The sequence below is a fragment of the Bradyrhizobium sp. in8p8 genome (genome assembly GCF_000426845.1).
Classification (GTDB): domain Bacteria; phylum Pseudomonadota; class Alphaproteobacteria; order Rhizobiales; family Xanthobacteraceae; genus Bradyrhizobium; species Bradyrhizobium japonicum_C.
In genome coordinates, this window is the sequence record NZ_AUGD01000033.1 from 20,338 (window position 1) to 39,726 (window position 19,389).

Sequence of the window (19,389 nt, forward strand, 5' to 3'; positions counted from 1 at the left end):
CCATCTCGTCTGGTTTCCAGTGGATTTCTCGGCCATAGTGAGCATTGAGAGGCACCCATGCAGATATATAATATTATTATATAATACCATTCTATATGATAGTCAAGAAGAGCAAATCGTCGCGCCCGCGAGCGGCCCACGGCCAGCGCCGACACGACCTGATGGATGCGGGACGCGCCTGTTTCGCGGCATCGGGCGTCGGAGGCGCGACCGTCGACGATATCCTTAGCCGCAGTGGCGCCAGCGTCGCGAGCCTCTATCAGCACTTCCAAGGCAAGGACGGGCTTGCGGCCGAGCTCTATCTCGAAGCGATGGACATGTTCTTCGCCAAAGCTCGGGAGCGCCTTCGCCGGGCCGAAACCACCGCCGACGGCGCCAAGGCTCTGGTGCGGGCCTATTTCGACTGTGCGGAAGCCGACCCGGCAGCGGTCTCCTTCCTGATCGAAGCGCGCGACTATCTCGAAAAGACGCGCTATGCTGCCGAGATCGAACGGAAGAATGCGGAATTCATGCCGGAAGTGGCGGCATGGTTTCTTCAGAAGATTAGGGCGCGCAAACTGCGCGATATCGCCCCGGACTACATCATGGCGATTATCGAGGGGCCGGCTCGCCACTATGTGAAGCGCTGGCTGGCATCGCGGACGCCGTCGCTGAAGGAAGCTCGCGAAGTGCTGGCGCAAGCCGCCTGGGACGCCTTACGGGAACCTTAGACGGAAAAACCCGCGCGCAGCTATGTCCGCGGCCAGCATGGCCGCGAGAGAGCACTCTGATCCGCACAGATTGTCGCCAGATAGTGCGTAGATCGCTTATGATAGAAGTAAGTTAGTGGCGCGATGTTTCTGCTTGCAATTGTCGGGATCAGGCGTCGCTGTCGTCGTCTCGAGAACACTTGTTTAATGGATCAAGGCTGGCCTTGCGGTCACAACAGGAGTTGTCTGCGGCGACGTGATCTTTCTGATCCTGGCGGTCATCGGCTTTTCGGCTGTCGCGGCAACGATGGAATCGCTATTCCAAGCGATCAAGTACGCATGGGCCGCCTGTTTAATTTGGCTTGGGCACGTCCGCGCAACGGCATCCTCGGCTGACCGGGATGCGCGCCGCGCGGACAGATTGGAACGACAGCTACTACTTGGTCTTGCCGTCGGAGTCGTTTTTGCTCAAGGTAGGCGCAGTGATTCTTGGCTTCCGCTCGTTCTTGATGCCGGCGAACGCCATCTTGGTGTTGGGTACCCTGGCCTTGGGTTCCTTGATGTAGTCGAGGAAGTTGGACTCATCCCAAGTGATGCCCGAGTTCTTGTTCGCATCCGAATAGCTGCAGCCCGCGACCGAGCCCGACTTGCGGCCGTCTAGGCCGTTGAACGCGGGGCCAACTTTGTTCTTCGCCATCGGACCGACATCGTGGCAGCTCACGCATTTCTTGAATGGGCGCCAAGGAAAACAGATAGCTTCGACGTTTCCACAGCTTACCTAATTCTCGCAAATAGATGAAGCGCGAACGCGTGCACTCCAATTTAGACTAAACTGCACGCGTTTGTACCCGTTTGACCTCGGTGCATATGAAGCCAATTTCGTTGGGAACGCCGCTAGCGCGGATATCGGCGAGCATTGTAGGCGATGCAGCGATAGTTGGGTGCTAACTTTCGAATTTGAGAATCCAGGCACTAGAGGCTAATTCGAATTCATGATCGGATAACCGTAGCCGTTCTCCTCAAAGAAGAGCTTCACGTTGCCCGAAACGGTACAGGGCATCACCCAACTGCGCCCCGCGCAAGTCGCGTCACGCCTCAACGGCGGATAGCCACAGATCCCGCTTCGACCGTGGGATGGCAAGCTCGACTTTCATTTCCAGCACAAAGTTGACAAGCGTCGAGACCTCCCAGCATCGATGCAGTTCGGATGTCCCACGAAGCACCGCCTCCGTCTCCATCCTTTGCCAATCGACGTCATCAGCAATTTTGGTGTAAAGCAGTCGACTATACTGGCGGGCAGCGCGGCGGTAGTGCCGCACTCCTTATCTCGCAAATGGCAACCAGCATATCTTTGCTCCGCGTTCGATGGATTTCACTTCTGGCGAGACAACGACGAATCCGGCGGCGAGGCTGAGCTGATGCAGCTTGCCGGAATTGGAATCCGGCAACAGCTCGATAAACGGCAAGCCGTTCTCGATCCCCGAGAGAATGGCTGGCAGATAGGTTGTGCGGCCCGGTCGTCCGCTCCAGGTAAAATTGGCAATCGCGGTTCGCTCGCCATCACCGGCGCGCTTGATCCCTGCACAAGCACGGAGCACCTTATCGACGATGACTTCAAATGCCGTGAAGAGCGCCCCCGGATTCCCGGGGAGGCCGACATAGGTCGAGTTAGCCATTCTGCCGAGGACCACGGGCTTGCCGGGTTTGATCGCGACCTTGCGGACCCACAGTCTGCCACCGCAACGCTCGAACGAATCCACCACATGGTCTTCGTCTCCCACAGATATGCCCCCGGCACTGATAATCACGTCGGCGCGGGCCGCAGCCGACTGGAAGGTACTGCGCAACTTCGATGGGCTATCGGCGACGCATCCGAGGTCTGCCATCTCGATCCAGGGCTTTGCAAGCAGGCCGAGCAGGATAAAGCGGTTGGCATCGTAGATCTCGCCCGGCTGGATGCTCTCCCCCGGCTGTCGAAGCTCCGAACCGGTCGTGAATATTGCCACGCGAAGCCTGCGGAATACACGAACGCCAGGATAGCCGCAGGCCGCTGCCACGCCGGCCTGCAGCGCTCCCATCTCGGTGCCGGTCTCGATCAGGCTTTCGCCCGACCTGACGTCCTCGCCGCGCCTTCGAATATTTTCGCCGCTTCGTGGCGCGCGGGAGAGAGCTATCCAGTCGCCCTCCGCATGCACCTCTTCGTGGGCAATGATGGCATTGGCGCCGGCTGGAATCGGCGCACCCGTCAGGATGCGAAAGGCGCAGCCGGCCTGCAACACCGGCTCGTCGACGGTGCGGCGCGCGGCGATGCTGCCGGCGACCTTCAGCCGGGCAGGAAATTCAATGCCTAGGCTGTCCGTATCGACGGCATAACCGTCCATCGCACTGTAATCGAACCGCGGCAGCGGCTCGTCGGCCTTGATGGGCTGTGCGAGAATCCGCCCCGCGACGGCTGAAAGATCAACCAGTTCGGTCTCGGCGATAGGCCGCGCCTCGGACAAGCCGATGGCAACCGCCCGTTCCACCGAGACAAGGTCCGTTGCAGGCGTAAGGCACACGTCGATTTCCGGCTGCAGCAATGCTGCCATTTCGCCTCCGCAAGATCGTTCGAAGTTGCAATCCCTGTCTAGCAGGCCGCCGGCTCGGGACTTTGCGCCATCGCAACAGGAAATGCTCTATTGAGCCAGTCCGCGATCTCCAGGGGATCGCTGGAGAACTCGACCGACATGCCCCCGGTAAATTCGCGCCAGGAGTCGAGATTCCGCGTCGGGATCCCGATTACCACGGGAATGTCGCGGTCGACTGCCATCGCCACCAGGTCGAGCAGCCCACGCCCTTCGGCCTCCACCTTGCCGAACTTGTTGAGGATCAGAATCTCAGGGGCGAGATCGAGCGAACGCGCCACCTGGCCGTTCACTTCCGCGAGCGCCGCCTCGTCGAGTCGACATCCCGACGCGCCGGGGCCGCGGTCCTCGAATAAATCCGTCCGTAGTCCCGTCGTGAGTTCTTCCAGCGCCACATTGCAGTGGCCGGCGGCGTCCGAGCAGACCGGATGTTGCAGCACGCCGGCGATCTTGAGCCCACGATGCCGGCAATCCTGGACGATTCGTTCGAATGTTGCTTGGGGATAGACCTCGTTGGCGTAGACGATCGCGACCAAAGCGGGTTGCCGATGCACGGCTGTGCTATGCGGCGGGACGGAATGCTGCGCATGCATCTGGATTTACCTCCATTCGTCGCGCCCCGATCAGATCGAGGCAGTAGGGAATCGCCGGGAAGACGGCGCTCAGACAGATATCGATGGCCGAGGGGCGTCCCGGCAGATTGACGATCAGGCACTTTCCGCGCGTTCCGGCAGTCTGTCGTGAGAGAATGGCGGTCGGAACCTGTTCGAGGCTGACCCGGCGCATTAGCTCGCCAAATCCCTCCAGCTCGCGAGTGACGACCATGCGTGTTGCTTCGGGCGTGAGGTCCCGCGGCGCCGGACCGGTGCCGCCGGTCGTCAGGATGAGGTCGCAACCGTCGCCCTCGACCATTTCGATCAGCGCCTGCGCCACGCTGTCGGTGCCGTCAGGCACGAGCCTGACGACCGCGGTCCAGTTCGAGGCCACCACCCGGCCGAGAAAATCATGGATAGCCTTGCCGCTGATATCCTCATATTCGCCGCGGCTGGCGCGGTCGGATATCGTCAGCACACCAATCCGCGGCAAAAGATCGTCCGGCACCTCAACCCTCCTCCAGAAACTGCGGTTCAAGCATCGACAGCCCGCCGAAAGCTTCCTCGGCGTGGCGACGAACCATCGTGATCGGCTCGCGACGGTTTGCGTATTCGCCTTCGCGATCGAGGCTCTCCGCTTCATCGAGCGACGACAGCTTCAGGCCGAGATCCCGCAGCAGCCCGTCGCCCAAGCCATAGATCCAGCCGTGGACCGACACGGACTGCTGACGCAGCCAGGCCCCGCGCAATATCGGCGTGGCCGCGATGCGCCGCAGCTGAAGCTCGACGTTCAGCTCGCAGGCGCGGTCCATTCTGGCTGCATCGCTGGGTAGGCGCGCCAGCTCCGGCGCGCAGCGCCGGCACATCTCCCGCACCGGCGCCAGCCAGTGATCGACCAGACCGCCGCCACCCGGCGGTTCGAATGCCCTGCGTATGCCGCCGCAGCCGTAGTGGCCGCACACGATGACGTGCTTGACCTGCAGCGTTTCGACCGCAAATTCCAGCACCGACAGCAAATTCATGTCGCCGGTGTGAACGACATTGCCGACATTGCGGTGGACGAACACCTCGCCCGGATCGAGACCGACGATGTCGTTGGCGGGAACGCGGCTGTCGGAACAGCCCAGCCAGAGATATCGCGGCGCCTGCTGCTCGGCGAGACGGCGAAGGTAATCGGGGTCTCTGCGGGTCCTGCCCGTCGCCCAGGCCACATTGCGGTCAAACAGCTCGTCGATCATCTGATGTCACGATCCGGCGCCGATCACGAACAATCTCCACCACCGCCGCAAGTGCAGCCGGCATGCGCGGGCGCCTCAGGCGCCTCATCTTTCTTCAGCGACCAGTTAACCATGTAGACGAGACACCCCGTTCCGGGATCGTCGGTACGCTCGACGACGTTCATCAACCCCAGCCAGTCCTCGCTGCCGGCGAGATTGGCGAAGCGCCTGACGGCGCCGGAGGCGTATTCGCCTACGGTCTCTTCATACCGGCTGGCCGCATCGCCGACGCGCGCGAACAGCACGATATCGTTGCAGGCGAGCAGCACCTCGCCGGCGGCGGCGTCTTCACTGAAACTGCGGATGATGTCGCCCAGTTGCATCTTCGGCCCCTATTGCAGCAGCGGCGACGCCGCCGCAGCGAGCGCAATTCCCGTTATCTCGGCCCGGCCGGCCAGCACCGAGACATACTGCGCCAGCGCGCGATGCTGAACGCTGGTCGTGAGGTAGTCCGCGATACGGTCGCGCGCCAGTTCGAATGGAAGCACCTGCCCCGGCGCATGCTGATCGAGACGGATGACATGAAAGCCGTAGCGGGTCTCCGCAATGGCCAATTCACCGGGGCGCATCCGCTCCAAGGCGGCCTCGAACTCGGCAACCGTCTGGCCGCGCGTCAGCTGACCGAGCCGTCCCCCTTCCTGCGCCGAGGTCTTGCAAGCCGAATGGCTGCGCGCGAATTCGGCAAACAGCGCCGGATCTGCGCTCACCGCAGCCAGAATGTTCTCGGCAGTCCGGCGACCCGCACTGCGGGCCACGACGTTGTCGGGATGCGCCGCAATCAGGATGTGCGCCGCCTCATACAGGTCTCCCGAACGGAAGCGCTGTCGGTTCTGCTCGTAAAACCTGAGGCAGGCCGCGTCGTCCGGCTCAGGGGTTGCCACCTCTCGCTCGATCAACGCGCGCATGGCCGCTTCCTCGTCGGTCTCGGAACGCCCCTCGGCATCGCGGAGCGGCTCTGCTTTAATGCCGAGCCGCGCCGATTCCTGCAGCAGGAGTTCACGCACGACCAGTGCCTGGGCCGCAGCCTGCCATGCCATGATCGGCTTCTCGGCCGGATGGTTCTGCACCTCACGGGCAATCACCTCGCGCGGAATGACCTTGCCGTTGACGCTGATCGTCTTGGGCTTCGGCAGCGCATTCGTCACTGAGCAATCCACTGATCTACTCCGCCGGTTGAATCGGTCGCAGCGAACCATCGCGGCTTCGCACCACCTGATAGCCGCGCCGGCCAAGGTACCACACCGGCGCGCTCCAGATATGGACCAGTCGGGTGAACGGAAAGACGAGGAACAGCGTCATGCCGAGCACGAGGTGGGCCCTGAAAATCGGATGCACGTCCAGAACGTTAGCTGCCGCGCCGGGCTGGAGCGTCAGGATGCCCTGCGCCCAGGCCATGAATTTCACCATCTCATGGCCGTCCAGATGGCCCATCGACACCGGAATGGTCGCAAGCCCCAGCAGCAGCTGCGCGAACAGCAGCAGCAGGATCGCGGTGTCGCCGAACGAGGAGTTGGCGCGAATGCGCGGATCGAACAGGCGGCGGTGCGTCAGCAGCGCAATTCCGACCAGGCACATCAGGCCCGCAATGCCGCCCGCGACGATCGCCAGCATCTGCTTGAAGCCGTGCGAAACGCCGAGCATGTCGAACACCCAGATCGGGGTCAGCAGGCCGACGAAATGGCCGAGGAAAATAAAGAGAATGCCGACGTGGAACAGATTGGAGCCCCATGTCAGTTGCCGCCGCCGCAGCAACTGGCTGGACCCGGTACGCCACGTATACTGCTCGCGGTCGAACCGCACCAGGCTGCCAAACAGGAATACGGTCAGGCACAGATAGGGATACCAGCCGAAGACGATTGAATTGAGCGTTTGCATGGCTTCCTCCTCACTGCGCACGTGGCGCGGGATCGACCGCGCGTCTGGCATGGCGAAGTTTTGCGATCAGGCCTTCGTGGCCGCAGGCGCCCTGCCCCTGGCTGCCCGAACCGAACCGCACCTCCTCTTCTTCCCAGGCGGCATCGAGCGCCACGAGATCCATCGGATCGGTATCAATGTCCTTCAGCAGTTCGTCGACAATCTCGCGCGACAAAGTTTCGGCCGAGATCGCGACCAGCACATCGAACACCGACTTGTAGTTCGATTGCCGCCGCCCGAGCCGCTCGCCGAGGGCCGCAAAAATATGGGCGGCCTGCCCCAACAGGTCACGGGCCTCCGCGAATGGCTGGGTCGAGAGGAATTCGAGGAACAGCGGCACGTAGTCGGGCAGTTCGTTGGCGGCAATGAACAGGTCGGCCTTCTCGTACATCGCCTTGAGGTCGACCATGGCCTGACCGCGATCGCGGCTTTCGCCATGGATGTGCTCGAACAGATGCAGTGCCAGCGTCTTGCTGCGATCGAACAGCAGGCCGTAGCGCTCCTGCAGATCGTAAACCTCGCCGACCGAAATTTCCTCGATCAAGAGATCGAGCGCACCGCGACAGGTCGCGGGCACCACCTTCTCGGCGTCGAGGATCGCCGGGAACTCCGGCGCCGCGTCGATCAACTCCTGGGCCGGATAGCTCAACAATGCCGACAGGACCTTGAACGTCTTCATCACGCGATCTCCATCGGGTTCTTGGCCTTGCGCGGCGAGCCGAATAAATTGGTTTCGCTTTCGCCACCAGAGCAGCCATTGCCGAAGGTGAAGCCGCAGGATCCACGCATGTCGTAGGCATCGGCGCCGAGCTCGCGGTGCGCGGTCGGAATCACGAAGCGGTCCTCGTAATTGGCGATCGACATGATCTGGTACATTTCGTCGATCTGTGCCGGCGTGAGCCCGACCCGCCGGGCGACCACTTCGTCGACGACACCGTCGATGGTCTTGGTGCGCATATAGGAACGCATCGCCATCATTCGCTCCAGCGCCAGCGTCACCGGCTTCTCATCGCCCGCGGTGAGCAGATTGGCGAGATATTTCATGGGGATGCGCAACGACTTTACATCGGGCATTCCGCCATCGAGCCCGATCTTGCCGGCGGAGGCGGCCGAGGTGATCGGCGACAGCGGCGGCACGTACCAGACCATCGGCAGCGTGCGGTATTCCGGATGCAGCGGGAACGCCACCTTCCACTCCATCGCCATCTTCCAGATCGGCGAGGCCTTGGCGGATTCCAGCCATGCATGCGGGATGCCCTGCCGCTCCGCTTCCGCGATGACCTTGGGATCGTTGGGATCGAGGAAGACGTCGAGCTGCGCCTGATAGAGGTCGCGCTCGTCGGGGTTGCTGGCAGCTTCCGCGATGCGATCGGCGTCATAAAGCACGACGCCGAGATAGCGGATGCGACCGACGCAGGTTTCCGAACATACCGTCGGTTGGCCGGCCTCGATGCGCGGATAGCAGAAGATGCATTTCTCGGATTTGCCCGAGGACCAGTTGTAATAGATCTTCTTGTAAGGGCAGCCGGAGACGCACATGCGCCAGCCGCGGCACTTGTCCTGGTCGATCAGGACGATGCCATCCTCCTCGCGCTTGTAGATCGCGCCGGACGGACAGGCCGCGACACAGGCCGGGTTGAGGCAGTGCTCGCACAGCCGCGGCAGGTACATCATGAAGGTGTTTTCGAACTGGCCGTAGATGTCCTTCTGCACGCCCTCGAAATTATAGTCCTGCGAGCGCTTGGCGAACTCGCCGCCGAGGATCTCTTCCCAGTTCGGACCCCATTCTATCTTCTCGATCCGCTCGCCAGACACCAGCGAGCGGGGCCGCGCGGTCGGCATCGCCGGCATTTCCTTGGCCTGCTGCAGATGCGCGTAGTCGAAGGTGAACGGCTCGTAGTAATCGTCGATTTCGGGCAGGTCCGGGTTGGCGAAGATGTTCGCCAGCACGCGCCACTTGCCGCCGATGCGCGGCTCGATCTTGCCGTTGCGCTTGCGTTTCCAGCCGCCTTTCCAGCGCGCCTGGTTCTCCCAGTCCTTGGGATAGCCGATGCCCGGCTTGGTCTCGACGTTGTTGAACCATGCGTATTCCATGCCCTCGCGGCTGGTCCACACGTTCTTACAGGTGACGCTGCAGGTGTGACACCCGATACACTTGTCGAGGTTCAACACCATGGCGATTTGAGCGCGGATCTTCATTCTGCGGCCTCCAAACGGGGGGGTCCGGGCTGATCTGATGTCGGCGTGTCGAGCCAGTCGACTTTCACCATCTTCCGGACGATGACGAACTCGTCACGGTTGGCGCCAACCGTGCCGTAATAGTTGAAGCCGTAGGACTGCTGGGCGTAGCCGCCGATCATGTGCGTCGGCTTGGTGACAACGCGGGTGACCGAGTTGTGAATGCCGCCGCGCTGGCCGGTCTGCTCCGAGCCCGGTACGTTCACGATCTTCTCCTGGGCATGGTACATCATGCACATGCCCTGCTTGACGCGCTGGGAGACCACGGCGCGCGCCACCAGCGCGCCGTTGGTGTTGTAAGCCTCGATCCAGTCGTTATCGACGATCCCGGCGGCTTTGGCGTCGATCTCGCTGATCCAGACGATCGGACCACCGCGCGACAGCGTCAGCATCAGCAGATTGTCGGTGTAGGTCGAGTGGATGCCCCATTTCTGGTGCGGCGTGATGAAGTTTAGCACCACGGACGCATTGCCGTTCGGCTTGCGGTCGATCACCGGCTTGATGGTCTTGGTATCAATCGGCGGCCGGTAGACGCAGAACCCCTCGCCGAAGGCACGCATCCACAGGTGATCCTGGTAGAGCTGCTGCCGGCCGGTGAGCGTCCGCCACGGGATCAGTTCATGGACGTTGGTATAGCCGGCGTTGTAGCAGACCTTTTCCGATTCAAGGCCGGACCAGATCGGCGAGGAAATGATCTTGCGCGGCTGCGCGACCACGTCGCGGTAGCGAATTTTCTCATCCTCTTTCGGAACCGCCAGATGAGTGTGTTCCCGTCCAGTAAAGGTCTCGAGCGATGCCCATGCTTTCACCGCGACCTCGCCGTTGGTTTCCGGTGCAAGGCTGAGGATGACCTCGCAGGCGTCGATCGCGCTGTCGATGCGGGCAAGTCCCTTGCTCGCACCCTCCTCGATCACGACGCCGTTGAGCTTCTTGAGCAGATCGACCTCATGGTCGGTATTCCAGCTCATGCCCTTGCCGCTATTGCCGAGCTTGTTCATCAGCGGCCCAAGCGACGTGAAGCGCTTGTAGAGGTTCGGGTAGTCGCGCTCGACCACGGTTACGGCCGGCATGGTCTTGCCGGGGATCGGATCGATCTCGCCTTTCTTCCAGTCCTTGACGTCGAGCGGCTGAGCGATCTCGCCGGCCGTGTCGTGCATGATCGGGGTCAGCACGACGTCTTTCTCGACGCCGAGCACTTCCGGCGCCACGCGCGAGAACGCCTCCGCGATACCCTTGTAGATGTCCCAGTCGCTGCGCGTTTCCCAGACCGGATCGACCGCCGCCGACAGCGGGTGGATGAAGGGATGCATGTCCGAGGTATTGAGATCGTTCTTCTCATACCAGGTCGCCGTCGGCAGGACGATGTCCGAATACATGCAGGTGGTAGACATCCGGAAGTCGAGCGTGACCAGCAGGTCGAGCTTTCCTTCCGGCGCCTCCTCATGCCACCTCACATCGACCGGCTTCTTCAAGCCATGCTCGCCGAGGTCCTTGCCCATCACGCCGTGCTTGGTGCCCAGCAGGTGCTTGAGGAAGTATTCGTGGCCCTTGCCGGACGCGCCAAGCAGATTGGAGCGCCAGACAAAGAGATTACGCGGCCAGTTCCGGGGATTGTCCGGATCGTCGCAAGACAGGCTCAACTCACCCGACTTCAGCGCCTTGGCGACATAATCCTTCGCCTCCATCCCGGCGGCCGCAGCCTGCTTCGATACTTCGAGCGGATTGGTTTCCAGTTGCGGTGCCGACGGCAACCAGCCCATCCGTTCGGCGCGCACGTTGTAGTCGATCATGGCGCCATCCCACGGGCCCACCGGCGCCGTCGGCGACAGGATCTCCTTAACGTCCAGCGTCTCGTAACGCCACTGGTCGGTGTGCGCGTAGAAAGCCGACGTCGAATTCATCTGCCGCGGCGGGCGCCCCCAATCCAGGCCAAACGCCAGCGGTGTCCAGCCGGACTGCGGCCGCAGCTTTTCCTGGCCGACATAATGCGACCAGCCGCCGCCGGACTGCCCGATGCAGCCGCACATCACCAGCATGTTGATGATGCCGCGGTAGTTCATGTCCATGTGGTACCAGTGGTTCAGGCCGGCGCCGAGGATGACCATCGAGCGACCGCCCGTCTTTTCGGCGTTGAGCGCGAACTCACGCGCCACCGTGACGATGTGATCGCGCGGCACGCCGCTGATCTTTTCCGCCCAGGCCGGCGTGTAGGGCTGCAGGTCGTCGTAGCTCTTGCCGATGTTCTCGCCGCCCAAGCCGCGATCGACGCCGTAATTGGCGAGGAAGAGATCGAACACCGAGGCGACGACGGTTTCCCCCTCGGCCAGTTGCAACGTCTTGGTCGGCACGTTGCGCTTGAGCACGTCGGGATGATCGGTGCCGGCAAAATGGTCGTGCTCGCGGTTGCCGAAATACGGGAATCCGACCGGCGACATGCCGTCCTTGATGTCGTTCAGCGACAGCCGCAGCCGGGTGTCCCGGTTGCCGGACGTCTTCTCTTCCAGGCTCCATTTTCCCTTCTCGCCCCAGCGGAAGCCGACCGAGCCCTTGGGCACAACGATCTCGCCGGAGGTTTCGTCGTAGGCGACTGTCTTCCATTCCGGATTGTTGGTCTCGTCCATCCCGTTCACGAAGTCGGATGCGCGAAGGAAACGCTCGGGCACGAAGTGGTCGCCCTGCTTCACCAGCCGCACCAGCATCGGCATGTCGGTGTACTGGCGCGCGTAGTCGTTGAAATACTTGGCCTGACGCTCGACGTGGAATTCCTTGAGAATGACGTGGCCCATCGCCATCGCCAGCGCCGCATCGGTGCCCGGCTTCGGCGAGACCCAGAGATCGGCGAATTTCGAGGCTTCGGAATAGTCCGGGCTGATCACGACGCTCTTGGCGCCCTTGTAGCGGACCTCGGTATAGAAGTGCGCATCGGGGGTGCGGGTTTGCGGAACGTTCGAGCCCCACAGGATCAGGAAACCGGAATTGTACCAGTCGGCGCTTTCGGGGACGTCGGTCTGCTCGCCCCAGGTCTGCGGCGAGGCCGGCGGCAGGTCGCAATACCAGTCGTAGAACGACATGCAGACGCCGCCGAGCAGCGACAGATAGCGCGCGCCGGCGGCGTAGCTCACCATCGACATTGCCGGGATCGGGGAAAAGCCGAACACGCGGTCCGGGCCGTAAGTCTTGGCCGTATAGGCATTCGCCGCTGCCACGAGTTCGTTGACCTCGGCCCAGCTCGCGCGGACGAAGCCGCCGAGGCCGCGCTTCTGCACATAGGCCGTGCGCTTCTTCGGATCCTCGACGATCGACTTCCATGCCGTCACCGGCGTCATGAGCACGCGCGCTTCGCGCCACAGTTTCAGCAACCGCGAACGCACCAGCGGGTATTTCACCCGGTTGCCCGAGTAGAGATACCAGCTATAGCTCGCGCCGCGGGCGCAACCGCGCGGTTCGTGATTGGGCAAATCCGGCCGCGTGCGCGGATAGTCGGTCTGCTGCGTCTCCCACGTCACGATGCCGCCCTTGACGTAGACCTTCCACGAGCAGGACCCCGTGCAGTTCACGCCATGGGTTGAGCGGACGATCTTGTCGTGCTGCCAACGCTTACGGTAACCGTCCTCCCAGGATCGGTCCTCGGTGGTCATCACGCCATGCCCGTCGGCGAACTCGGCCTTGGCTCGCGTGAAGAACGACAACCTGTCGAGAAAATGACTCATCGTGAGCTTCCTTATTCGGCAGCTTGGGTAACGGTTGAAATGCGGGGCCCGCGCTCGACATCATGGAGCATTCCGCCTTTGCGCGAATAGACACTCCAGGTGACAGCGACGCAGATCACGTAGAAGATGAAGAACCCCCACAGCGCGCCCTCAACACCACCAGTGAGATCGATCGAGGTCCCGTAGGACTTCGGGATGAAGAAGGCGCCGAAGGCTGCGATTGCCGACGTGAAGCCCGTGATGGCCGCCGATTCCTTTTCGGCCTGGCGCTGGCGGGTCGAGGCATCAGCGGTAGGCATCAGCCGGTCTATTTCCTTCCGCATGATGTTCGGGATCATTTGGAAGGTCGAGGCATTGCCAACGCCTGTTGCGAAGAACAGGATGAGGAACATCGCGAAGAAGCCCCAGAATGCCCCCGGCTGGTCCTTGATGCCGATGAAGTAGAGGATGCCGAGCACGCCGAGCATCATCAGGATGAACACCCAGAAGGTGACCCGCGCCCCACCCCATTTATCGGAGATCCAGCCCGTCGCCGAGCGCGAGAGCGCACCGATGAGAGGCCCGAGGAAGACCAACGGCAGCGCGTCAACTGCGGGGAATTGAGTCTTGGCGAGCAGCGGGAACCCGGCGGAGTAGCCGATGAACGAACCGAAGGTGCCGGTATAGAGCCAGCACATGATCCAGTTGTGCTTGCGCTGGAAAATCACGGCCTGATCAGCGAACGAGGCCTTGGCGGAAGAGATGTCGTTCATGCCAAACCAGGCTGCGAACGCGCTGGCGACGATGAACGGCACCCAGATGAAGCCGGCGTTCTGCAGCCACAGCGAGGACGTCTGTGTTCCGCTGCTAACCGTCGTAGGATCGCCGCCGAACCAGCCGAACACGCCGACGGTGATGATGATTGGTACCACGAACTGCACGGTGGAGACGCCCAGATTGCCGAGGCCGGCGTTCAGCGCGAGGGCATTTCCCTTCTCTGCCCGCGGGAAGAAGAAGGAGATGTTGGCCATCGACGAGGCGAAGTTACCGCCGCCGAAACCGCACAGCAGCGCCAGAGCGAGGAACACCGGATAAGGCGTCGACGGATTCTGCACGGCATAGCCGATTCCGACCGCCGGGATCAGCAGTGACCATGTCGCGAGCGTCGTCCAGAGCCGGCCGCCGAAGATCGGCACCATGAAGGAGTAGAAGATCCGCAGCACCGCGCCGGAAATGCCCGGCAGCGCCGCCAGCCAGAACAGTTCGGCCGTGGTGAACTTGAAGCCGACCGAAGGCAGCTTCGCGACCACCACGGACCAGACCTGCCACACCGCGAACGACAGCAACAGCGCCGGGATTGAAATCCAGAGATTGCGGCGCGCGATTGCGCGCCCGCCCCCCTCCCAGAATGTCCTGTCTTCCGGACGCCAGTCGGTCAAGACAGCGCCGGACAGCGCACCGACATGCTCGGGCTTGTGAATCGTTTCCATTTCGGGAAGTTCGGGAAGTTTCTTGAGCTCTTCGCCGGCGATGCCGCGCTCCATCTGCCGGATTGCCATATGCATCCAGGCCAGAGAACCTGCGACGAGCAGGAACAGCAGCATGAAGCAACTGGTCCACAGACCCGTCAGGTCGACCAGCGCGCCGAATACGATCGGCAGCACGAAACCGCCGAGGCCCCCGATCATGCCGACCAGTCCACCGACCGCGCCGACATTCCTGGGATAATAGACCGGGATGTGCTTGTAGACCGCGGCCTTGCCCAGCGCCATGAAGAAGCCAAGCACGAAGACGATCACCGTGAATGGCACTAGCCCCATTTCCAGATGGAAGGCGACGGTACCGTTGACCGTCTTCACCAGATAGTCGGTCGGAGGATAGGACAGCACGAAGGTAGCGACGATGCTGACCAGGAAAGTCCAGTACATGACGCGCCGTGCGCCGTAACGATCGGAAAGATGGCCGCCATAGGCGCGGAACACGCTGGCCGGCAGCGAGAACATCGCAGCCACCATGCCGGCGGTCTTGATGTGGACGCCATAAACCTTGATGAGATACTGCGGCAGCCACAGCGCCAATGCGACAAAGGCGCCGAACACGAAGAAGTAATAGAGCGCGAAACGCCATACCTGGATGTTCTTGAGCGGCTCAAGCTCCAGCCATGCGCTCTTTGGCTTCTCGTTGTTCTTGTGCCGCGCTTGGACGACGGGATCTTCTTCGGAGAAGAGCCAGAATGCAATGCCCATCAGGCCGATGACGAGCGCCCAGACCTGCGCCACGGTCTGCCAGCCGTAGGCTACCAGCACGAACGGCGCGATGAATTTTGTCACGGCCGCGCCGACATTGCCGGCGCCGAAGATGCCAAGCGCGGTGCCCTGCCGTCCAGCAGGATAAAACCGCGAAACATAGGCGACGCCGACCGCAAACGATCCGCCAGCTATGCCGACAAAGAAGGCCGCTACCAGGAATTCAGGATAGGTATGCGCCCAAGTCAGCAGATATGTTGCGAGCGCCGCGGCCAGCATGACGATGGTGTAGACCCGCCGGCCGCCATATTGATCGGTCCAGATACCGAGCAAAAGCCGGATCAACGATCCGCTGAGAATGGGTGTGCCGACCAGGAGGCCGAACTGGGTGCCATTCAGGCCCAGCTCCTGCTTGATGCGGATGCCGATGATCGAGAAGATCGTCCACACGGCAAAGCATATTGTGAAGGCAATGGTTGAAAGCCAGAGCGCCCGGCCCCGATGCGCAGTCGTTGTTGCATCCATGATGGTCCCCTCGCCAGTTCGAAGGGCATGTATCGCCCGAAGCGCAGATTTGAAGTTTGCGCTGCGTCAATTGAAGTGCGATGAGGCGACTTTTATCGCCAGCGACCGCGTGAACTCCCCGCGAACAGCCGCTTGATCCATGTCAATGCGAGCGGCTCGAAACGACTGGATTATGAGTTGATATGATGCCCGACAAGGCGTTGCAGTGCTTCTCCGCGCATCAGGTGATCGCGCTGCCGTGGTCGGCTTTCGCCGGAAGGGACGCGGCCTCTGAGAAAATTGTTGGTCATCGGTGTATCCGGATAAATTGCCGCCAACTCCCGTATCCCGACGCGGGTCGCGAGGATTACCGTAAAGTGCCGCGATTAATTGCAGATCAATTCTCTTGTCGGAATTCGGCAGAGGCAAAATCATGCGACACGAACCATCGTCAGGAAGGTATCAACCTCCTGCTTGAGACGTTGTCCGTCCGCCGAAAGAGATTTCGCGGAGGTGAACACCTGGGTCGAAGCCGCACCGGGTTCGGTGGCCACTTCTCAACTTCAGCGATGCCGGCGAAACGTGGGAATCGCCCACAGCAGCTTGCTGCACGTTGCGCGAAATCTCGCGCTTGGCGTTTCTCTGCTCCTCCGCGGCGGCCGCGATCGCACCCGTGATCTCCGACATGCTGTCGATCGTGGACATGATCACCTTGATCGCCACGACCACCGCCGATGCCGTCGATTGGATCTCTCCGACGTGGCCGGAGATCTGGCTGGTGGCGTTGGCCGTCTGTGCGGCCAATTCCTTGACCTCGGAGACGACCACCGCGAGACCTCGTCCGGCCTCCTCCCCGGCCCGCGCCGCCACGATCATCGCGTTGAGCGCAAGAAGGTTCGTCTGTTCGGCGATGGCCGTAATAGTGTGACGATGCTGCCGACCTTGTCCGCCGCCGTCGCGAGCTTGACCATCGACTGGTCGGTGCCGCTCGCCTGTCCAGCGCGAAGTGCTGCTGCGGAAGGCCATCGCCGCGGAGAACGTCCCGCAGCTTGAGGGCTTTCCCACGGGCAGTCCGACGGACGTCCCGGTCCCAGTCCGCGCGCGGGCCCTTCAAGCTGACGCCGCGACCGAAGATGCGGCGAAGCCAGTGGTTCATGCTGGTAGAGGCGGAAGGGCGGTGGCAAGATGGGGGTATCAGGCACCAGTCAAGTCCTTGGCCATGCGGTCGCAGACCCAGTTTCCAGAACCGATCGCGACGGTGTTCATCACCGACCAACTCGCCGGCCGCCAGGCGGCGGCCCCCGATTTCGTGCGCGAGAAGCTGGCGATCCAGGACCTCGCAGATGTCATGTGCGACCATCCGGATGAAGTTCTCCAGCGCCTGGTCAAGCTCGGCATGGAGATCTGCGATGCGCACTCGGCCGGCATTAGCATCCTCGAGCCAATGAATGGCCAATTCCGCTGGCGCGCCCTGACCGGCGAACTCGCGACATTCGGGGGTGCCACCACCCCGCGGGATTTCAGTCCTTGCGGCGTCTGCCTGGATTTGGTCGAACCGATCCTCATGGAACGACCCGAGCGCGCCTACGACTGGATCCGCGACGCGGGCATCGCGGTCCCCGAGGTCTTGCTCGTGCCTCTGAAGGTGAAGGGCGCCTCTGCAATCGGCACCTTGTGGCTGGTGACCACCGATCTTGGCCACTTCAACAAGGAGCATGCGCGCATCATGACCGAACTGGCCGCCTTCGCAGGCGTGGCACTGCGGATGATCCAAGGCGAACAGCGGCTCAACTTGGCCATGCAGCAGCAGGAAACTCTGATCGGGAGATGAGCCACCGCATCAAGAACCTCTTCAGCGTGGCCGGCAGCATGGTGCGGATGACGGCGCGCAATTCGGCGACGAAAGAGGAACTCGCCGAGACGCTCTCGGGCCGCCTGCATGCGCTATCGCAGGCGAACGGGCTGATCCGCCGGTCCTTCGGCACCGACGTCTCCGCGGTCGCGAGCTTCTCCGATCTCGTGGCGCGGATCCTGCGCCCCTTCGAGAGATCGAGCTCCGTCGTGGAAGGACCCCCGCTCGCGATCGGAGAACAGGCGACCAACCACCTCGCCCTCGTCTTCCACGAACTGGCGACCAACGCGTCGAAGTACGGCGCGCTGAGCCGCGATGGCGGCGGCGTGATGGTTGCATGGTCGGTCGACGCCGACAGGATCGTGATCAACTGGACAGAGAAGGGCGCGCTCGACGTGGCCGAGCCGTCTGCCGCCGGCTTCGGCACGAAGCTTGTAGAGATTACGATCGAGCGGATCGGGGGCTCGATCAAACGCGACTGGCGGTCGGATGGATTGCGCGTCCGGATCGCATTGCCGTCGGCCGCGCTGCAAGGCTGACAGCGCTCGGTGCGCGAGGAACCCCTTCTGGTCGACGGCGACTCCTTCGCCTGAATTTCGGAGAGTTCATGAGCGAAATCCGGAAAGCGCACATCGGCGCATCATCGCATCATGTGCGATCTCGTTGCTTCTCGTTGTCGCCCTGAGCGGAGCGGCACTCGGTACGGAGGGGGTCGGGCCGGGCTCAAGTGCGCTTCGATTTCAGAGCCTTCGCCACCGCCCTCTCCACGAACTGCCAGGCCTTCAAATCCTGCATCGCGGCCGCCTCCTTGAGCGCCTCGATGATCTCCGGCTTCATGTACGTCAGCAACGCTTTTCTTCCGTCGCGTCTGACGGACGCCTTCGCGCTCTTCTTCGCCGCTTTCATCCTGTCCGCATTCCATGAGGGCGATTCCCGTGAGGAACGCGGTCCGGCGCGATTTCAAGATCCAGGCGACCCTTGATCCCGGCGTCCGCCGCATCGAGTACCATCACCGCGTTGGCGTCGGACCGCTGCGTGCCGGTCGACGCCCTGGTCCTCCACCGCGACGACGGCCGCGATACCGTGGAGGTGATCTACGCCCTCGCCTGCGAAGACAGCTTTGCCCGTCTCAGAGAAATCGGATACCATGAGCGGCGGGAGCATGAGACGGAACGGATCGAGGAAGTACGCGGCAAGCAAGGCAGCGGCGCGCAGCGGCTGACGTCCCTTGCGTGATCACGCGCCGCTGCGTCGATCGGCGACGAAGCCACGAGGCGACTGCAGAAATCGTGCATTGGCAACATCAGACTGAGTGGACTGTTCGTGCCCCTCCCCGGGCGGAACGACGGCGTGCAACTTGGACGTGTGTGCGAGTTCCTTGGCCGATGAGCGAGACGTTGGGCAAATTCCGATCACTCAGAACTTGGCTGTCCCGTGTCATTCGGCTTGCAATATTGGGTCTGACTCATTTCTGATGAAGTTTGCCGGGCGACTGTGGTTCTTCAACGGAGAATCGGCGCCATGCGGACAGGCTTTCGAATTTCATCGCTCGTACCGAGTGGTTTGGTGTTTGATGGCGTAAGTGATTCAGAGGATTCGGTTATTCTGGCTGTTCGGTCAGAGGCTGCCGAGGCCCAGTGCCCTTTGTGCACGACAGCATCGCGCCGAATCCATAGCCGTTACATCCGGCACGTGGCCGATTTGCCATCAGCGGGCAGAAAGGTGCGCCTCCGATTGCTCACGCGGCGCTTCACATGCGAGGT

General features: G+C 62.1%; 18 protein-coding genes and 2 pseudogenes. 6 read left to right on the top strand and 14 right to left on the bottom strand.

What is annotated here, in order from left to right; genetic code table 11:
- Nucleotides 1-161 precede the first annotated feature (161 nt).
- The gene (locus tag K408_RS0135875) at nt 162-710 is read left to right on the top strand and encodes a TetR/AcrR family transcriptional regulator (protein WP_162250082.1); all 549 of its coding nucleotides are present in this window, start codon (nt 162-164) and stop codon (nt 708-710) included.
- Between the two features lie 190 nt (nt 711-900).
- A pseudogene (locus K408_RS44515) lies at nt 901-1,083 on the top strand (LysE family transporter); the annotation flags it as partial.
- A 42-nt stretch (nt 1,084-1,125) separates the two neighbouring features.
- Here K408_RS44515 and K408_RS39820 read toward each other — a convergent pair.
- The 13 genes and pseudogenes from K408_RS39820 to K408_RS0135950 all read right to left on the bottom strand — a co-directional run.
- Nucleotides 1,126-1,422, bottom strand: a pseudogene (locus K408_RS39820) (c-type cytochrome); the annotation flags it as partial.
- A 589-nt stretch (nt 1,423-2,011) separates the two neighbouring features.
- Nucleotides 2,012-3,277: a molybdopterin molybdotransferase MoeA gene (locus K408_RS39825; RefSeq protein WP_024343357.1), complete on the bottom strand. Its 1,266-nt coding sequence runs from the start codon at nt 3,275-3,277 to the stop codon at nt 2,012-2,014.
- 38 nt (nt 3,278-3,315) lie between these two features.
- Nucleotides 3,316-3,849 (bottom strand): DUF2478 domain-containing protein, encoded by a 534-nt coding sequence (locus K408_RS39830; RefSeq protein WP_230646878.1) that lies wholly within the window; start codon nt 3,847-3,849, stop codon nt 3,316-3,318.
- Nucleotides 3,850-3,874: 25 nt separating this feature from the next.
- Nucleotides 3,875-4,414, bottom strand: coding sequence for a molybdopterin adenylyltransferase (mog, locus tag K408_RS0135905; protein WP_024343359.1), 540 nt, complete (start codon nt 4,412-4,414; stop codon nt 3,875-3,877).
- Nucleotide 4,415: 1 nt separating this feature from the next.
- Nucleotides 4,416-5,144, bottom strand: a complete 729-nt coding sequence (locus tag K408_RS39835; RefSeq protein WP_024343360.1) for a carbonic anhydrase — start codon at nt 5,142-5,144, stop codon at nt 4,416-4,418.
- 23 nt (nt 5,145-5,167) lie between these two features.
- Nucleotides 5,168-5,506: a hypothetical protein gene (locus K408_RS0135915; protein ID WP_024343361.1), complete on the bottom strand. Its 339-nt coding sequence runs from the start codon at nt 5,504-5,506 to the stop codon at nt 5,168-5,170.
- Nucleotides 5,507-5,515: 9 nt separating this feature from the next.
- On the bottom strand, nt 5,516-6,340 hold the full coding sequence (locus K408_RS0135920) for a peptidylprolyl isomerase (RefSeq protein ID WP_024343362.1): 825 nt from the start codon (nt 6,338-6,340) through the stop codon (nt 5,516-5,518).
- Nucleotides 6,341-6,344: 4 nt separating this feature from the next.
- A complete protein-coding gene (gene narI / locus K408_RS0135925; protein WP_024343363.1) occupies nt 6,345-7,058 on the bottom strand; it encodes a respiratory nitrate reductase subunit gamma in 714 nt (237 codons plus the stop codon).
- 10 nt (nt 7,059-7,068) lie between these two features.
- Nucleotides 7,069-7,776 carry a nitrate reductase molybdenum cofactor assembly chaperone gene (gene narJ, locus K408_RS0135930; RefSeq protein WP_024343364.1) on the bottom strand — a complete coding sequence of 236 codons (708 nt, stop codon included), beginning with the start codon at nt 7,774-7,776 and terminating at the stop codon, nt 7,069-7,071.
- Nucleotides 7,776-9,296, bottom strand: a complete 1,521-nt coding sequence (gene narH, locus K408_RS0135935; RefSeq protein ID WP_024343365.1) for a nitrate reductase subunit beta — start codon at nt 9,294-9,296, stop codon at nt 7,776-7,778. The genes narJ and narH overlap by 1 nt, the downstream gene beginning before the upstream one ends.
- Complete coding sequence (locus tag K408_RS0135940; protein ID WP_024343366.1) at nt 9,293-13,045, bottom strand: nitrate reductase subunit alpha; 3,753 nt, start codon at nt 13,043-13,045, stop codon at nt 9,293-9,295. Before K408_RS0135940 ends, narH begins: the two co-directional genes overlap by 4 nt.
- An 11-nt stretch (nt 13,046-13,056) precedes the next feature.
- Nucleotides 13,057-15,795, bottom strand: coding sequence for a nitrate/nitrite transporter (locus K408_RS0135945; RefSeq protein ID WP_024343367.1), 2,739 nt, complete (start codon nt 15,793-15,795; stop codon nt 13,057-13,059).
- A gap of 441 nt (nt 15,796-16,236) precedes the next feature.
- Entirely contained in the window at nt 16,237-16,800 is a 564-nt protein-coding gene (locus tag K408_RS0135950) for a methyl-accepting chemotaxis protein (protein ID WP_024343368.1), read from the bottom strand.
- Between the two features lie 193 nt (nt 16,801-16,993).
- Here K408_RS0135950 and K408_RS43055 point away from each other — a divergent pair, with 193 nt between their 5' ends.
- On the top strand, nt 16,994-17,605 hold the full coding sequence (locus K408_RS43055; RefSeq protein WP_051160791.1) for a GAF domain-containing protein: 612 nt from the start codon (nt 16,994-16,996) through the stop codon (nt 17,603-17,605).
- Nucleotides 17,602-18,165, top strand: a complete 564-nt coding sequence (locus K408_RS43060; protein ID WP_051160792.1) for a sensor histidine kinase — start codon at nt 17,602-17,604, stop codon at nt 18,163-18,165. The genes K408_RS43055 and K408_RS43060 overlap by 4 nt, the downstream gene beginning before the upstream one ends.
- A 184-nt stretch (nt 18,166-18,349) precedes the next feature.
- Here K408_RS43060 and K408_RS44050 read toward each other — a convergent pair whose 3' ends face one another.
- Nucleotides 18,350-18,475: a hypothetical protein gene (locus K408_RS44050; RefSeq protein WP_283805304.1), complete on the bottom strand. Its 126-nt coding sequence runs from the start codon at nt 18,473-18,475 to the stop codon at nt 18,350-18,352.
- A gap of 186 nt (nt 18,476-18,661) precedes the next feature.
- Here K408_RS44050 and K408_RS0135970 point away from each other — a divergent pair, with 186 nt between their 5' ends.
- Both K408_RS0135970 and K408_RS41695 read left to right on the top strand, forming a co-directional pair.
- Nucleotides 18,662-18,862: a hypothetical protein gene (locus tag K408_RS0135970; protein WP_155248806.1), complete on the top strand. Its 201-nt coding sequence runs from the start codon at nt 18,662-18,664 to the stop codon at nt 18,860-18,862.
- Between the two features lie 285 nt (nt 18,863-19,147).
- On the top strand, nt 19,148-19,389 hold a 242-nt coding region (locus K408_RS41695; RefSeq protein ID WP_196232449.1), incomplete at its 3' end, for a transposase family protein.

What these genes read in the sequence shown, in the direction of transcription:
- K408_RS0135875 (WP_162250082.1), top strand. Translation starts at nt 162, where the DNA reads ATGGATGCGGGACGCGCCTGTTTCGCGGCATCGGGCGTCGGAGGCGCG.
- K408_RS39825 (WP_024343357.1), bottom strand. Translation starts at nt 3,277, where the DNA reads ATGGCAGCATTGCTGCAGCCGGAAATCGACGTGTGCCTTACGCCTGCA.
- K408_RS39835 (WP_024343360.1), bottom strand. Translation starts at nt 5,144, where the DNA reads ATGATCGACGAGCTGTTTGACCGCAATGTGGCCTGGGCGACGGGCAGG.
- K408_RS0135915 (WP_024343361.1), bottom strand. Translation starts at nt 5,506, where the DNA reads ATGCAACTGGGCGACATCATCCGCAGTTTCAGTGAAGACGCCGCCGCC.
- narI (WP_024343363.1), bottom strand. Translation starts at nt 7,058, where the DNA reads ATGCAAACGCTCAATTCAATCGTCTTCGGCTGGTATCCCTATCTGTGC.
- narJ (WP_024343364.1), bottom strand. Translation starts at nt 7,776, where the DNA reads ATGAAGACGTTCAAGGTCCTGTCGGCATTGTTGAGCTATCCGGCCCAG.
- narH (WP_024343365.1), bottom strand. Translation starts at nt 9,296, where the DNA reads ATGAAGATCCGCGCTCAAATCGCCATGGTGTTGAACCTCGACAAGTGT.
- K408_RS0135940 (WP_024343366.1), bottom strand. Translation starts at nt 13,045, where the DNA reads ATGAGTCATTTTCTCGACAGGTTGTCGTTCTTCACGCGAGCCAAGGCC.
- K408_RS0135945 (WP_024343367.1), bottom strand. Translation starts at nt 15,795, where the DNA reads ATGGATGCAACAACGACTGCGCATCGGGGCCGGGCGCTCTGGCTTTCA.
- K408_RS0135950 (WP_024343368.1), bottom strand. Translation starts at nt 16,800, where the DNA reads ATGGCCTTCCGCAGCAGCACTTCGCGCTGGACAGGCGAGCGGCACCGA.
- K408_RS43055 (WP_051160791.1), top strand. Translation starts at nt 16,994, where the DNA reads ATGCGGTCGCAGACCCAGTTTCCAGAACCGATCGCGACGGTGTTCATC.
- K408_RS43060 (WP_051160792.1), top strand. Translation starts at nt 17,602, where the DNA reads ATGAGCCACCGCATCAAGAACCTCTTCAGCGTGGCCGGCAGCATGGTG.